The 15,177-nt window shown below is 42.7% G+C and carries 13 protein-coding genes; 2 read left to right on the plus strand and 11 right to left on the minus strand.

The window, feature by feature from the left end; translation table 11 throughout:
* Window position 1: 1 nt before the first annotated feature.
* The 7 genes from mraY to mraZ are packed head-to-tail and all read right to left on the minus strand — an operon-like array spanning window position 2 to window position 7,450.
* Window positions 2-1,084 carry a phospho-N-acetylmuramoyl-pentapeptide-transferase gene (mraY, locus tag Q4574_RS06170; protein ID WP_303472623.1) on the minus strand — a complete coding sequence of 361 codons (1,083 nt, stop codon included), beginning with the start codon at window positions 1,082-1,084 and terminating at the stop codon, window positions 2-4.
* Entirely contained in the window at window positions 1,078-2,469 is a 1,392-nt protein-coding gene (gene murF, locus Q4574_RS06175) for a UDP-N-acetylmuramoyl-tripeptide--D-alanyl-D-alanine ligase (protein ID WP_303472625.1), read from the minus strand. Before murF ends, mraY begins: the two co-directional genes overlap by 7 nt.
* Window positions 2,466-3,995 carry a UDP-N-acetylmuramoyl-L-alanyl-D-glutamate--2,6-diaminopimelate ligase gene (murE, locus tag Q4574_RS06180; protein WP_303472626.1) on the minus strand — a complete coding sequence of 510 codons (1,530 nt, stop codon included), beginning with the start codon at window positions 3,993-3,995 and terminating at the stop codon, window positions 2,466-2,468. Before murE ends, murF begins: the two co-directional genes overlap by 4 nt.
* On the minus strand, window positions 3,992-5,731 hold the full coding sequence (locus Q4574_RS06185) for a penicillin-binding protein 2 (protein ID WP_303472628.1): 1,740 nt from the start codon (window positions 5,729-5,731) through the stop codon (window positions 3,992-3,994). Before Q4574_RS06185 ends, murE begins: the two co-directional genes overlap by 4 nt.
* Window positions 5,728-6,048, minus strand: a complete 321-nt coding sequence (gene ftsL, locus Q4574_RS06190; RefSeq protein WP_303472630.1) for a cell division protein FtsL — start codon at window positions 6,046-6,048, stop codon at window positions 5,728-5,730. Before ftsL ends, Q4574_RS06185 begins: the two co-directional genes overlap by 4 nt.
* Complete coding sequence (gene rsmH, locus Q4574_RS06195; RefSeq protein WP_303472631.1) at window positions 6,045-6,995, minus strand: 16S rRNA (cytosine(1402)-N(4))-methyltransferase RsmH; 951 nt, start codon at window positions 6,993-6,995, stop codon at window positions 6,045-6,047. The genes ftsL and rsmH overlap by 4 nt, the downstream gene beginning before the upstream one ends.
* Window positions 6,992-7,450: a division/cell wall cluster transcriptional repressor MraZ gene (mraZ, locus tag Q4574_RS06200; protein ID WP_303472634.1), complete on the minus strand. Its 459-nt coding sequence runs from the start codon at window positions 7,448-7,450 to the stop codon at window positions 6,992-6,994. The genes rsmH and mraZ overlap by 4 nt, the downstream gene beginning before the upstream one ends.
* A gap of 490 nt (window positions 7,451-7,940) precedes the next feature.
* On the opposite strand from mraZ, the gene Q4574_RS06205 reads away from it, so the two are divergent.
* Window positions 7,941-9,008: an aldose epimerase family protein gene (locus tag Q4574_RS06205; protein WP_303472636.1), complete on the plus strand. Its 1,068-nt coding sequence runs from the start codon at window positions 7,941-7,943 to the stop codon at window positions 9,006-9,008.
* Between the two features lie 47 nt (window positions 9,009-9,055).
* Here Q4574_RS06205 and Q4574_RS06210 read toward each other — a convergent pair whose 3' ends face one another.
* Complete coding sequence (locus Q4574_RS06210) at window positions 9,056-9,835, minus strand: SapC family protein (RefSeq protein WP_303472637.1); 780 nt, start codon at window positions 9,833-9,835, stop codon at window positions 9,056-9,058.
* 225 nt (window positions 9,836-10,060) lie between these two features.
* Complete coding sequence (locus Q4574_RS06215) at window positions 10,061-11,671, minus strand: glycerol-3-phosphate dehydrogenase/oxidase (RefSeq protein ID WP_303472638.1); 1,611 nt, start codon at window positions 11,669-11,671, stop codon at window positions 10,061-10,063.
* A gap of 453 nt (window positions 11,672-12,124) precedes the next feature.
* Here Q4574_RS06215 and Q4574_RS06220 point away from each other — a divergent pair, with 453 nt between their 5' ends.
* Window positions 12,125-13,321: a dipeptidase gene (locus Q4574_RS06220; RefSeq protein ID WP_303472640.1), complete on the plus strand. Its 1,197-nt coding sequence runs from the start codon at window positions 12,125-12,127 to the stop codon at window positions 13,319-13,321.
* 8 nt (window positions 13,322-13,329) lie between these two features.
* On the opposite strand, the gene Q4574_RS06225 is transcribed toward Q4574_RS06220, so the two are convergent.
* Together Q4574_RS06225 and Q4574_RS06230 are read right to left on the minus strand one after the other, a co-directional pair.
* Window positions 13,330-13,869, minus strand: coding sequence for a hypothetical protein (locus tag Q4574_RS06225; RefSeq protein WP_303472642.1), 540 nt, complete (start codon window positions 13,867-13,869; stop codon window positions 13,330-13,332).
* 219 nt (window positions 13,870-14,088) lie between these two features.
* A complete protein-coding gene (locus tag Q4574_RS06230) occupies window positions 14,089-15,174 on the minus strand; it encodes a tyrosine-protein phosphatase (protein ID WP_303472644.1) in 1,086 nt (361 codons plus the stop codon).
* Between the last annotated feature and the right edge of the window lie 3 nt (window positions 15,175-15,177).

A 15,177-nucleotide genomic window follows, 5' to 3' on the forward strand; every position in this document is an offset into this window, starting at 1 on the left:
TTTATCTCAGCTTTAATGTGGCTAATCCAATTAGCACTAGAATGATTGAAATAATCCAAAACCTAACGATTACACGAGGTTCTGGCCAGCCCTTCAGTTCAAAATGATGGTGAATAGGTGCCATTCTAAATATGCGTTTGCCACGCAACTTATATGACCCCACTTGCAATATCACTGACAAGGTCTCCACCACAAAGACCCCGCCCATAATAATCAACACGATTTCTTGACGGACAAGCACCGCCATAATCCCCAGAGTACCGCCTAACGCTAATGAGCCGACATCGCCCATAAACACTTGAGCTGGATAGGTGTTAAACCATAAAAAGCCTAATCCAGCACCAACAATAGCGGTGCACACAATCACTAACTCACTCGTTTCCGGAATATAAGGAATATTCAGGTACGCAGAAAAGTTAATGTTGCCAGTGGTGTAGGCAAAAATCGCCAATGCCCCTGCCACCAAAATTGTAGGCACGATGGCCAGTCCATCTAAACCGTCAGTTAAGTTCACTGCGTTACTGGTCCCCACCACGGTGAAATACACAACCACCATGAAAAACATCCCAAGTTGTGGCATCACTTCTTTGAAAAAAGGCACCAAGAGTGCAGTTTCAGCAGGATCTTGGCTGCTTGCATACAAATAAATAGCAACAGCGATGGCAATAATGGACTGCCAAAAATACTTCCATTTAGCGATTAGCCCTTTAGGATCTTTACGCACTACTTTACGATAATCATCAACAAAGCCAATCAGTCCATATCCAACTACAATTGACAATACCACCCAAACATAGCGGTTACTCAGATCTGCCCATAATAAAGCACTGGTCAGGATCGCAGCCAAAATGAGTAAGCCCCCCATAGTGGGAGTACCCGATTTGGACAAATGACTTTGCGGGCCATCATCACGGACAGTTTGACCGATTTGCATAGTTTGCAACCAACGGATCATGCTAGGACCAATTAAAACGGCCATAAGCAAAGCAGTTAGGGTGCTAAGGATTGCGCGCAGGGTCAGGTATGAAAATACATTGAACCCAGCATCATATTGCTGCAACCATTCAGCCAACCAAATTAGCATGCGATTCGCTCCCTAACTCGTTCAAACTTTCCCACAGGAGAATCCTCCAAAGCTTTCACGACGTTTTCCATACGAGCACTTCTAGAACCTTTAACTAAAATCGTAATGTCACGCTGCTCAGAGGCTAGATGGTCACTAATATATTCAATGAGCAACCCAATATCACTGAAGTGTTTACCACCAAAGATATCGCTGGCAGCCTGACTTAACACACCAAGAGTGGTTAAATTATCAATACCTTTTTGTTTCGCGTGTTCACCCACTAGCTCGTGGTAATAGCGCGCTTTTTCACCTAACTCACCCATGTCACCCAACACCAAAATACGGTAACCACTGAAGCTACTGAGTAAATCAATTGCGGCATTAACAGAGGCGACATTAGCGTTATAGGTATCATCTAAAATTTTAACTTGATTGGTTAACTGTTTGACCTGCAGGCGGCCACTCACTTGCTGCATGTTTTGCAAACCAAATTTAATATCGTCTAAACTTGCTCCTACATTCATCGCCAACGCAGCGGCAGCTAGGGCATTACCCACATTATGAGTACCAGGCAATGACAAGGTAAGATGAATTTTGCCTTTTGGTGTACACATCATAAATTGCGCACATCCATCGATACCAAGGCTAATATCTTGAGCATAAAACTCAGTTTCTTTGCTTTCTGAGAACCCTTGAATATGGCATTCTTTCAATTTGCCAGACCAAAAATCACTAAACTGGCTATCTTTGTTGATAATAGCCGTACCTTCCTTACTTAAACTTCTAAAAATTTCACTTTTTGCCCGAGCAACACCCAATAAACTCCCAAACCCTTCTAGATGAGCTGCAGCAGCATTGACGATAGTGGCAACATCCGGTTTAACTAAATTGGTGGTATACGCAATCTCGCCTAAGTGATTCGCGCCCATTTCGATCACCGCAAAATCATGGTCTTGTTGCAATCTCAGTAATGTTAGAGGCACGCCAATCTCATTGTTAAAATTTCCATCAGTGGCAAGTACATTACCGATTCGCGATAAAATACCAGCCACCATTTCTTTCACCGTTGTTTTGCCACTACTTCCGGTAATGCCCACGGTTTTTGGCGCAACTTTTTGTTTTACTGCCGCGCCCAACGCCCCTAATGCCAACTTTGTGTCTTCCACCAAAATGTAAGGTAAATGGGTTTCGATTTCTTGCGATACAATCAGTGCAGCAGCACCACTGTTGGCAGCTTGATCAACAAATTTATGGCCATCAAAATTAGGCCCTACCAAAGCAATAAAAACATCTCCGTGCCCCAAACTTCGTGTGTCTGTGCTAACACCTGTGACCTTGTCATTAGTGCCAAACAACTCGCCATTTGTTTGTTGTGCTATCCAGTCAAGAGATACTTCAATCATTGCATTTTCCCTACACTCAGCGTGTTTACATAATTTCTTTCATCGTACGGTAGAATTTGCTCACCGATAATTTGTTCTGTCTCATGTCCTTTACCTGCAACCACGATCAGATCTCCTTTCTGACTATGAGCAATTGCAAGTTGAATTGCTTTTTTACGATTGGTTTCAACATAGACCTTTGATTGATCTTTTATGCCGGCGAGTATATCGGCAACAATAGAAGAAGAAGGTTCAGAGCGACTGTTGTCTGAAGTGAGAATGATTTGATCACTAAATCGTTCCGCTGCCTCGCCCATTAACGGACGCTTGCCTTTGTCTCTGTCGCCACCGCAACCAAAAACACATATAAGTTGTTTGTCACTATGCACTCTTGCTGATTTAAGCGCTTGCTCTAGGGCATCCGGTGTATGGGCAAAATCGACAATTAAATGACCCGCTGTAGGGTGTTCAAAAAGCTCCATCCGTCCGGCCACAGGTTTTAATTTCGCGCACAATTTGGCCAATTGCTGTAACGGCAGACCTAAGACTAAAAGACTCGCCATCGCGGCCAGTAGGTTAGCCACATTGAACTGACCTAACAAACCACAGTTAATCCGGGCATTTCCCCATGAAGAATGCAGTTCAAACGACAAACCACTATGGCTATAATCAATATGACTAGCTAGGCAATAGTGCCGCTGTTCTGGCAATTGTTCGACCTTTAACTGGGTCGAAAACAAAGTAATATGTTGCTGTCTCGACGCGGCAACCACCCAGTTTTGCGTCTCAGGATCATCTGCATTTAAAACCAAATGTTTGAGCCCTGGCTGGTTGAGTAATTGCCGTTTTGCCTTGGCATATTCATGCATATTGCCATGATAATCCAAATGATCGCGGGTCAGATTAGTAAAGACTCCGACATCCATTTTAAGCCCTTGAATACGATCCTGAACCAAGGCATGTGACGACACCTCTAAAGCCACTTGTTTCGCCCCAGATTGCACAAATTTGCCAAGTAACTTTTGCACCTGACAGGCGTCTGGCGTGGTATTTAGCGTTTTTTCTAATGCATTATTATCAGCGCTGTACAGTCCTGCGCCTAAGGTCCCTATTGAAGCTGACTTGTCGCCACATAAATAACGCAGTTGACTGATTAACTGCACCACTGACGTTTTGCCATTTGTCCCCGTCACACCAACCACGTCTAAATGTTGAGCAGGTGTACCGTAAAATGCGGCGGCCAATTGAGATAGCTTTTGTCCCAACTGATAAAAAGAGATCAAAATACTCTGTTCACGCATTTCAATATCGCCGTGACGTTGCGGCTGTTCAACTTCTTGCAAGATCAATTTCGCACCTAGGCTAATTGCCTGAGGAATAAAGTCTCGTCCATCTAACTGATGACCTTTTATTGCCACAAAAACACTGTGAACTGCCACTTCACGGCTATCTAATACTAATTCACTGACTTGCACCTCAGGTGCATCAATTTTAAATTGCGCAAGTATAGATTTGATATCAGTGGTGTTGTGTAAATGCGGCATCATTGTTCTCCTCGTTTGGCGATTGAGGAAACATTTTTGGCATCTGGCGGAACATTCAATAATTGCAGCGTGTTGGCCATAATAGAGCTAAAAACCGGAGCAGCGGTGTCACCGCCGTAATACAAGTCGCCTTTAGGCTCATTAATTAGCACAACCACCGCCAGTTGGGGATCAGAAACAGGGGCCACACCGGCAAAAATATTCACATATTGCTCGCCGTAGCCGCCTTTAATCGCTTTACGACTGGTGCCTGTTTTACCCGCAACACGGTAGCCTGGCACTCGCGCTTTGCGGCCTGAACCACCGTCTTCAAGTACACTTTCCATCATATTCAACACACGATGAGCATTCTCTTCACTAATAACCCTTTCTTGAATTTTTTGTTCATCTGACATGACAATACTGAGGGGTTGTTTAACACCGCCATTGCCTAAAATGGAATACATTCGTGCCAATTGCATAGTGGTAACAGATAATCCGTACCCGAATGACAAGGTAGACAATTCAAATTTCGACCATCTTCGCTGTTCGTTGAAAAGCCCGCCCTGCTCGCCAATCAAATTAGTGCCTGTTTCGCTCATCAATCCCATGTTGTAATAAGTGTCTAAAAGGAATTCTTTGGGTACTGAAAGCGCTAATTTTGAAGTACCGATATTGCTCGATTTTTTAATAATTTGCTGCAAAGTTAATTTGCCGTAATTACGGGAATCGCGGACGATACTTCCACCTAGACGTCGCCAACCTGGCGAGGTGTCGATAATGGTTTCAGTGTCAGCAGAACCAAACTCTAGAGCACTCACCACAGCCAGCGGCTTAACAGATGAACCAGGTTCAAACGTGTCGGTAATTGCTCGGTTGCGAATTTTCCGTGGTGATACACCTTTGCGGTTGTTTGGATTAAAAGAAGGGCTATTCACCATCGCCAATATTTCCCCGGTATTCACATCGGCCACTACGACTGAACCAGATGTAGCACGGTAAAAATGCACGGCTGACTTTAATTCACGGTAAGCAAGCGCTTGAATTCGTTGGTCTATGGTGAGTTGAATATTTTGCGGCTCTTTTCCTTTTTCCTGTTCTAATATTTCAACTTGACGACCTTTGGCATCACGACGAATCGTTCTAGAGTCTGGGGTTGCTGACAAATATTCGTCATATAATTTTTCTATTCCTTCGATTCCTTGGTCGTCAACATTGGTGAAACCAACGACATGGGCCGAGGCTTCGCCTGCCGGATAATAACGACGAGATTCGTTGACTAAGTATACCCCTGGAATTTTTAGCTTCTGTACAAAGGTAGCCATTGCCGGCGACACTTGTCGTTGCAAATAGACAAATTTGCTATTTTCATTGCTGGCTTTTTTAATCAGTTTATCAACGTCTTGGCCTAATACCTCAGCAAGAGCTTGCCATCTGCGAGTATCGGCTAGCGCCCCTTTTTCCGGATCTGTCACGGTTGGAGGGTGCGCCCAGATAGCTTTTGCAGGCACACTTACTGCTAACTGCTCACCGTTTCTATCAGTAATTAACCCGCGATAAACTTCATTATTACGCACTCGGAGGGTTCGATTATCACCTTCTTCAATCAATTGATCAGGATTGATAACCTGAATATAGGCAGCTCTGGCAGTCAATACTGCAAACACGGCTAGTATGGCACCAACAACCACTATGAAACGCCACTGCACCAAACTTGGAGCAATGTTTTTCTTAGCTTGTTTAGTTCTAGCCTTGGTCATTTCAAACGCACCACAATTTCATCTTCTGGACTGGGTCTGTGCATATCAAGTTGCTTCTTCATCGCAACTTCAATGCGGTTATGATCGGTTAACGCCCCTTGCTCTAGGATTAAGTGACGCCACTCAATATCTAATTGATCTTGTTCTTGCATTAGCTGTTCTAGGGCCATCGACATCTGTCGATTGTGGTGCGCACTCATGATCACGGCGAACGCACTTATCAATACCATTAAAAACAACAAAACCCGTATCGGATGACGGGCTAGTTCAGTGAAGATTAAGTTGACCAAATTGAAGTTGGTCCTAGTATCTGTCACAGCTTCTGAGCCACCCTTAACACTGAACTTCGCGACCTCGCATTCACTTTAATTTCATACTCACTTGGCTTAGTCGCTTTACCAATTAACTTCATTGCCCGGGTCGCATCTATTTGTGCCTGGGTAATTGCCATTCGGGCTGGTACCTGCATTCCCCGACTTTGTTCGCGCATAAAGCGTTTTACCAATCGATCTTCTAATGAGTGAAAACTGATCACGGCCAGTCGTCCTCCTGAAGAAAGGCACGCTAATGCTCCTTTAAGTCCGTCGCGAACTTCATCTAATTCGCTATTAATATAAATACGAATTGCCTGAAAAGTCCGTGTAGCAGGATGTTTAAATTTATCTTTCACCGGTACTGCTTCATCCACTAACTTTGCCAATTGCAATGTTGTAGTTAGTGGAAACTCATCGCGACTATTCACAATGGCATGGGCGATACGTTTACCGAACTTTTCCTCACCAAATTCTTTTATTACCTGGGTAATATCATCTTCTTCTGCTTTTGCCAGCCACTGAGCCGCACTCATACCTTTACTGGTATCCATGCGCATATCCAATGGTCCTTCACGCATAAAGCTAAACCCGCGCTCGGCATCATCTAATTGTGGAGACGACACGCCAAGATCCATCAAAATGCCATCCACTTGACCGAATACCTGATGTTTGTGAGCAACCTCTTCAATGTTTGAAAATGCCACATGTTCAATACAAAAGCGGTTATCATCAGCAAAGCGTTTAGCCGCTTCAATCGCATATGGGTCGCGATCTAAAGCAATTAAGCGGCCTTTGTCAGACAACTTCTGCAATACTTTTTCCGTATGTCCGCCGCGCCCAAAAGTGGCATCCATATAGACGCCGTCGGGTTTAATTGCCAACCCTTCAATGGACTCATCTAAAAGCACTGAGCGATGCAACGTTTGTGACGATTCGTTTTCAGTGATCAAAGTGAGAAGTCCTGTAAGCGCTCAGTTAATTCAAATTCGCCGCCTTTCTCAGTTTCAATATCTTGATGAACCTGTTGCTGCCATGTCTCTGCATCCCAAATTTCGAAGCGATTGAGCTGTCCAACTAACATGATTTCTTTACTTAAGTTGGCATGCTGACGAAGTGGTGCTGACAATAAGAAGCGACCATTCTTGTCCATATCACCTTCCATGGCATAACCTAAAAGAAGTCGCTGTAAGCGGCGTTCTTGAGGTATCATGCTGGAAAGCTTACTAAGTTTGAGTTCAATCTCTTCCCATTCGGGAAGTGGGTAAAGTAGCAGACAGCTTTGCTGTGTATCGATTGTGCAAACCAGTTGTCCCTGACAATCATCTAGCAACAACTGTCGATACCGTGTAGGTATCGCCACCCTGCCTTTTACGTCTAGATTGATTGCGTTAGCGCCGCGGAACATATCCCCTAGCCTTTTTTATTAGTTTGCTTTTATTGTTTTGTTAGCACCAGTTTGCAACACATTGAGATCACTTTGATCCACTTTCTGCCACAATTACCCACAAATGAGAGTTTAGGTTTCCACTAACCCCATTGTCAAGGACAAAAAACAGGTTAACCAGATGCCGCGAATGTCAATTAAATTAAGGGCTAGACGAAAGCGGCTGATATATATAAAGAAAGCCTTTAAAGCTGTTTTTATGTACAGTGAAATTCTGGGATTTTGAAGGTTTAAAATAAGGTGAAAAAATTTTGTCTCACGTCCCTCTCTTATTCTTAAAAACGCAAAACAATCATATAGATGGTAATTTTTATAATAAGCTAGCCTTCAACTTATAATAAGATATCCTCAGTCACGGCAATAAATGCGGTTTTCGCGCCCCAACTGGTTTGTAAAAGGGAGGCGTTAGCATGCCATTACATTATCAACCTAAGCATTGGAGAGATTAACGATGATCGATAAAAGGCAATTTGGAAAAATGCCCGATGGCCAAACAGTGGATAGCTACATTTTAACAAACAACAAAGGAATGGCCGTTGAAATATTGACACTAGGCGCCATTATTCGATCTTGGAAATTAGCTTGTGATCCCAGCGTAGATATAGTGCTAGGCTTTGATAGTGTTGCAGAGTATTTATCTGACCAAAGTTATTTGGGGAGAACTGTGGGACGCTACGCAAACCGAATCGAAAACGGAAAATTTACACTCGCTGAGAAAACCTATTCCGTTAGCACCAACTTACAGGGTAACTGTTTGCACGGTGGGGTGGAAGGCTTTCACAATCGAATTTGGGCCGTGACTAAAACACAGGACAATCCATCCCCAAGTGTTACTTTGAGTTTGACGAGCGAAGACGGCGATCAAGGGTTTCCGGGAACCTTAAAGGTTGATGTCACTTTCAGCCTTGATCAGGAAGATCGCTTAACCATTGAATACCATGGGCTTTGCAACCAAGACACGGTTTTCAATCCTACCCAACATAGTTACTTCAATTTAGCGGGTCACGATTCGGGCAGTATTTTTGACCAACAAATTACCCTGGCCGCAAACTATTACACACCTGCAGATGAAAATGCGATTCCCACGGGAGACATAAAATCAGTGGATAACACTGCCTTCGATTTACGTCAGCCGACCCCCTTTAAACAAGCCATCCAGCAACAAGATGAGGCCATAAAAGCCGCCAATGGACTCGACCATAATTGGTGTGTGGATGGATTTACACCAGCTCAAGAAAAGCTGAATTGGGTTGCAGATGTGACTGAACCAAAATCTGGGCGAGTGTTGGTCACTGAAACGACCATGCCAGGTGCGCAAATATACACGGGTAATTTTATTGGCGAGAATACCCTTGGTAAAAGCAACACTAGATACGCCGCCTATCACGGTTTCTGTATTGAGTCCCAGTTCTACCCGAACAGCCCAAACCAAGCCGAGTTTCCCAGTGCAACTCTGCGCGCCAACTCACCTTTTGTGTCGCGGACGAGCTATCAAATTAAACAAAAAAGCCAACAGTAATCACACTGCTGGCTTATGTTTATTTAACGAAGTAGCGTTAAAAAGTATTAAGCGCTTGGCGCTTCTTCTTTAGCTTCTTCTTTTTTAGTATCGTCAACGACGCTTATTTGAATAGCGCGAATAGGCTTTTCAGTGTTGACTGATAGTTGTGCTAAACGGTTTAATTGCGTAAGTGACAACATTGCCGTATAGATAGCGCCAAGATAGCCGCTATTTTTTAGCTCAATAATAATTTCGTCTGATAACTCATTGACGCGTTTTTCATTGATAGTAAAAAGGCCCGTAACAGCACGTTTTTCACCGCTACCGTACTGAACATTTAATTGCACTGCATCGAGTAATTCTAATTCAACGATTCGTTTGATAAAACGCTGGGTTGCCAATTCACTGTTAGTAATTTCGCCCAGTAGGTCTTGACGATTTTTTAGATAATCCGTTGGCTCGCCTTCGGCAGTAAATAAACTTTCACCTTCTGTTTCGCCAACCAAGACGCTAGTTTCATCAATGTAAACGCCTAGCTTGTCACCGTCAGGGCGCACATCAAAAGGGTAACGTTGAATGTTCAAAGGCATAACATGGCCTAACCATTTGTCATCTTTGAAATATAAATTAGTACCTTGCTCCAAACCAAGCATGGCGATTGAATGGAAATTGCCTGAAGCTTGATCTTTAATAAAGACAATAGGCATACAACTGGCAATTTGCGCGTACTCACGCAATGTAGCAGAGGCTAAATGCGTTTCTTTAGCAAATTCAAAGTTATGCTGGGTCTTTACTTTTAACGCACTATGTTTATTTTTATCCAGTGGAATATAATTCGTTTTCATTACTTCTTGTTCTCTTTTAAATGATGCTCCGCGGGGAAAACACGACGGAGATTAAAATCACTTTCAAACACTTTACTAGCTCTTTGCACTGCCTGAGCACGGTAAAATATAAGTCAGTTTGTGCCAGAAAGTGTGCAAGTATGTTTTATTTGGCGTGGGAAGTCACCACCCTAGCCCTTTAAATTAGAAATACTTTATTAAAAAGTGTACTTCGGTCTGAAATTATTAGGAATTAACCACTGTGGCTATATATTCTGCGAGTTTGGCCTCGGCCTCTTCGCCAAATAGAATGTGACAGGCTTCCTTTAACCCCGGTGCCTGTAAGATATCTTGTTGGGGAACCACTAAGGCAATTTTTGAGCGCCGCCGTAAAAAGTCATCTAAGGTTGTTATCATTTCACGATTGGCTGCATGTTCCACTTCAACTCTAAGGTATTCGCTGTTTTCGATGAGTAATTTTCCCATATCTGGGTTTTCGCGAATGCTTTCCAGCATATTGATAGCATTTCGCCCATATCTACGCCAAAATCGTTGGGTTAGGGGTTCCGACGAACTGCTAGGGGTAAGATCATCCAATCCCATCAATTTGGCACGATGGAAAAACTCTTTTTTTACCGCCTCGCCGGGTTCGCCGTACCATTTGTAATTTTTGTAAGCCAAGGGAATATGAAAGGACGCTATTAACTCACAAATATCCTCGCCAACGTTGATACAGTCGGTTAATTTACCCCCAAATATTGATAAATAATGGTTGTCTTTGTCGACGTCAATGGCATGTTTTCGTGACAACTTCACCCAGTCAGCCTCACCTCCTTTGCCTTTCATGGCTAAAGGTCTCACCCCGCAACGCTCTGCTATAATGTCTTTTTTAGTCAAAGGCTGAGCTAAGGACAAGAGTTTATTAACGTTCGACAAGATAAAATCTCTATCTTCATCGGTTACCTGAGACTGAGGTCCATCAACTTGAGTGTCGGTTGTGCCAATGCAGGTTTTAGGGCCCATAGGTATGATAAAAAATAAACGGCCATCATCAGCAAAAAAAGTCAGCACTTTTTCACTGTCTGTGAGTTTGTTTACAATTAAGTGCACACCTTTAGAAAACAGATGATGGTGCTCGGTGGTTTGATTATTAATTTGATTTACCTGATCGACAAAAGGGCCCGTTGCATTAATGATAGCTTTCGAGGAAATTTCTATTTTTTCGCCACTGATTTGATCGGTAACTTCACTAAACCATATATCATCGACTTTGCGCGAATGCTCTAACCCCACATAGTTAGCGGCTATGCATCCATAACTCATACTAGAGCGAACGAAGTTGAATACAAATCTGGCGTCGTTATCATGCAAGTAAGCATCTGAATATTCAAAACCACCTGAGATATGCTCAGTGTTAACAATAGTCTCCATTTGTTTCATTTTTTCGGGAGATAAGTAGCGAGGCATTTTTGTGAAAAAACGCCCCATTAGCCAATATAAAAGGGTTCCCATGTAAATAAATACGGGATTAAAACGAAAACCACGCTGAATGCTCGTGAAAAAACGTATTTCCTGAACGGTGGAGGGATAATGTCGCATTAGATGATTGCGACTTCTACATAGCTTATTGACTAAAGCAAACTCAAAAGTCTCTAGATATTTGATCCCTCCCCAAGCTAAATTGGATGAATTTGAGCTCGTAAAACCGGCAAAATCCCGCTTATCAATTAGCGCTACCTTAGCCCCTTTAGCCGATAACGCAGCGGCTGAAACTGCACCATTGATCCCACCACCAACAATGAGCACATCAAAGGTCTGTTGAGAAAGCTTGGCAATATTACTTTTACGTAAATTCATGGTCTTGTGTTATTCCAAACGTCATCCAGTATTTGAATTTCTTGATTTAAAAAATCCATTAATTGATATCTCAGTAGATGATAAGCTAGTCAGTGTAACAAGGTTAGAATTCGAAACACGAACAAACAAGTATAAAAATAATGGGCTATTCCTCGACCTTGTATTCAATTACAAAATACCGGATAGTTAACAGCAGCTTTGGTTACTTCATGTAACGCTTGGGTTTGTTGGGTTTTAACATTTCACTATTTCATCTTAGTGATCATACTATTTCTGAAATTTTAAGGGCTGCTTTGGCTAAGGGCGAAGGTCATAACTCGTGTGGATTTGCAACACGGTTCCCCCTTACATGCGGTTTAACGTTAAAACAAACAAAGCAATCCATGACATGGGCTTTTCAATTCAGGTCACATTGAGTCATTCATTTATACATAAAATAATAAGGAAAACAGTATGAAAAAGAGTTTATGGATTTGTACAGCATTAGCTTTGAGTGGCTGTGTTACAGCGTCTGATGGTGAATTCCATGCATCAGAAAAAGCCACAGAGTTAACCCAAAAGTACATCTTAGTTGATGGTCATATTGATGTGCCATATCGTCTTCAACAAAAATGGGAAGATGTAACCCTGGCCACTGACAGTGGCGATTTTGACTACCCAAGAGCAAAAGCGGGCGGACTTAATGCACCTTTCATGTCAATCTACATTCCAGCGTCTTTAGATGACTCACCGAAATCCACAGCGTTAGCTCACAAATTAATTGATTACGTTGAAGCGATTGTAGGCAGAGCTCCAGATAAGTTTGCCATTGCTAAATCACCTGATGATGTTAAAAAGCAATTTGCTGAAGGGTTAATTTCTTTACCTATGGGGATGGAGAATGGTTCTCCGTTACAAGGTAATATGGCAAACCTGAAAACATTCTATGACCGAGGTATACGTTATATTACCTTGGCCCATTCATTAGCCAATCACATATCTGATTCATCATACGATCTGCGCAAAAAATGGAAAGGGTTAAGCCCATTTGGCAAAGAATTGGTGGGCGAAATGAACAATATCGGCATAATGATAGATATTTCCCATGTCTCCGATGATGCGTTTTACCAAGTTATCGAACTCAGTAAAGCACCAGTTATTGCATCTCACTCGTCATTGCGCCGATTCACCCCAGGATTTGAACGTAATATGACCGATGAAATGCTGGTGGCGCTAGCTGAAAACGGCGGCGTTGTGATGATTAACTTTGGCTCGACTTTTGTTGATCAAGTCTCTAGAGGCTGGCGCATCACATTGAGTGAGAAACGCAAAGCCATTGAACAAGAGTTTGGCGCTGATAGCGAGCAATTAGCAAATTTTGACGAAGAGTACATTAAAAATAATCCGTTCCCTTTTGCCAATGTGGATACCGTTGTTGATCATGTAGACCACGTAGTTAAATTGGTCGGTATTGATCATGTTGGGATTGGTTCAGATTATGATGGTGTGGGTGATTCTTTGCCGATTGGCTTGAAAGACGTATCTGCTTATCCTAACTTAGTGCAGGGCCTATTGGACAAAGGTTATAATGAAGAGGATATTGCGAAAATTCTAGGAACAAACTTATTGCGTGTGTGGAGTGAAGTAGAAGACTACGCCGCCAAACACTAAAAGATCGGTTAAAAATGAAATGCTGTAGAGTTGGTGAGATCAGAATCGTGTTGTGTTTGCACGTACACATTCTGCACTAACTCTGCATCACAACTGGCTCTGTGCCGAGTACAATCCATACTCCTAGCTAAGTTTTCTTGGGTATCATGCCAAAGTTCCATCTGTTTCTCAGATAGAATATTTTCCAAAGGACTCAATCTAAACTTCATGGTTTGGTTACCAGCACTGAACAGTTTTATCAGCCACGGATAATCCACAACCCAACCATCTGAGTACACAGTTTGACCATTTAACAGGTTATTTAAATCGAAACATACCTGTTTAGCAGACACACCTTTTTCCAGCAAGATTTCACGGGATATGCCATGCAAATCTTGAGCTTCCTGAGTCCAATGCCGCCAATCAGCTTCAGGTTGAATTAAGCGACAATATCGCTGCGACAAATAGGTCACAACGCCTACCTCGATGGGATAACTGTGACTCCCAAATCCACTGGCCTCAATATCGAGTATTGTCGGGATGATGGTCTTATTAATGTTAAACCTCACTTGAATTGAATTCAGTATAAAAATCGGTTTAGTTTTGGTTAATTTACCCTAATTTAGAACTGATTAACAATTGAACTAAAGTCTAACTGTCAATATCGTTTTAAACAGGACGCTTTGTAAAAGCTAAGACTAGCAAAAAAGCCATCCATTATGAAAAATAATAGATGGCTCACCACTAACCTTATATCGAATTAACCAACAAAAGGTCTTTTATCTGATCTACTCTAAAAAATGCGCTTTCAACACTTCAATATCTGCAGGGCTTACTTCTAATTCCTGCTCTATATAGGCTGTAACCGAACCCGATTGAGCAATCATTTCATCAAACGCTGCTTGTATATAGCTTTTTCTGGCCCCCATTAAAGCCGCTAAAGCAGGTTTTGGTAGCTTAGCCAACTTTGCCATCATGGGATCTGCTGGTTCGTTTGCATGCCCTGCAGGTGGCAATAGGTCCTCAGGTTTTAACACTTGCTCGGTAAATTCGTAATCTTGAATAATGACATCTCGCTCAACATCTAGTGCGGTTAAAATAAGCGCAGCGCTGATACCGGTGCGATCCTTACCTGCAGTGCAGTGGAAAACCAAAGGTTCATCAGATTCAACCAATCTGTCGAACATCGCTTTATAATGCTCTTTTTGCTGGCTTAGGATACCCGGGTACATGCTGGCCATAACGCCTTCCATCATTTCTGATGTTATGGGCTGTCCATTCATCACACTTTTAAACGATTCCATATCAAAGTCCATGGCATAATCCCAAGTGTAATGCTCTACTTCGCCGCCTTGCCATTCAGTTTTTTCTGACGCGCGCTCTTCTGGGGTACGAAAATCCACCACGGTGGCAATGCCTAAATCTCTTATTGTTGCATAGTCATCAGAGGTCAAGTTATGCATTGCACCTGAACGATATAACTTTCCCCATTTAACCTGCTTACCGTCTTTGGTTTTAAAGCCGCCCAAATCGCGGAAGTTGCGTCCGCCAGCGAAAGGTAAAACCCGGGTTCGCAACTCAACTGCCTCGCCATTGCTTTGCTCTATAATAAATTGGTAACGCTGGGTTGCAGGGGCTTGCCAACGCACTTCATTGCCACTGTTGTTGCTATCTATGAGAATAACGTTATTTTCGTTGCCCACAGGGAAAGCTTTTACGGTAACCGGTGATTCAGCCTGCCAATTTAGGTGATAAGCTTGATTTTGAGTATCATAGTTGACGTTGGCTTCGAGAGCATAGGCATGAGCCACTGTTACCAGGCCAAGCATGCTTGAGAATAAAATCCAGGGTTTGTTAAACTTATTTTTTTTCATAAT

The organism is Aliiglaciecola sp. 3_MG-2023, assembly GCF_030548205.1.
In the GTDB taxonomy this organism is placed as follows: Bacteria; Pseudomonadota; Gammaproteobacteria; order Enterobacterales; family Alteromonadaceae; genus Aliiglaciecola.

Excerpts from the sequence above, each read along its gene's own strand:
- mraY (WP_303472623.1), bottom strand. The coding sequence starts at position 1,084 with ATGCTAATTTGGTTGGCTGAATGGTTGCAGCAATATGATGCTGGGTTC.
- murF (WP_303472625.1), bottom strand. The coding sequence starts at position 2,469 with ATGATTGAAGTATCTCTTGACTGGATAGCACAACAAACAAATGGCGAG.
- murE (WP_303472626.1), bottom strand. The coding sequence starts at position 3,995 with ATGATGCCGCATTTACACAACACCACTGATATCAAATCTATACTTGCG.
- Q4574_RS06185 (WP_303472628.1), bottom strand. The coding sequence starts at position 5,731 with ATGACCAAGGCTAGAACTAAACAAGCTAAGAAAAACATTGCTCCAAGT.
- mraZ (WP_303472634.1), bottom strand. The coding sequence starts at position 7,450 with ATGTTCCGCGGCGCTAACGCAATCAATCTAGACGTAAAAGGCAGGGTG.
- Q4574_RS06205 (WP_303472636.1), top strand. The coding sequence starts at position 7,941 with ATGATCGATAAAAGGCAATTTGGAAAAATGCCCGATGGCCAAACAGTG.
- Q4574_RS06210 (WP_303472637.1), bottom strand. The coding sequence starts at position 9,835 with ATGAAAACGAATTATATTCCACTGGATAAAAATAAACATAGTGCGTTA.
- Q4574_RS06215 (WP_303472638.1), bottom strand. The coding sequence starts at position 11,671 with ATGAATTTACGTAAAAGTAATATTGCCAAGCTTTCTCAACAGACCTTT.
- Q4574_RS06220 (WP_303472640.1), top strand. The coding sequence starts at position 12,125 with ATGAAAAAGAGTTTATGGATTTGTACAGCATTAGCTTTGAGTGGCTGT.
- Q4574_RS06230 (WP_303472644.1), bottom strand. The coding sequence starts at position 15,174 with ATGAAAAAAAATAAGTTTAACAAACCCTGGATTTTATTCTCAAGCATG.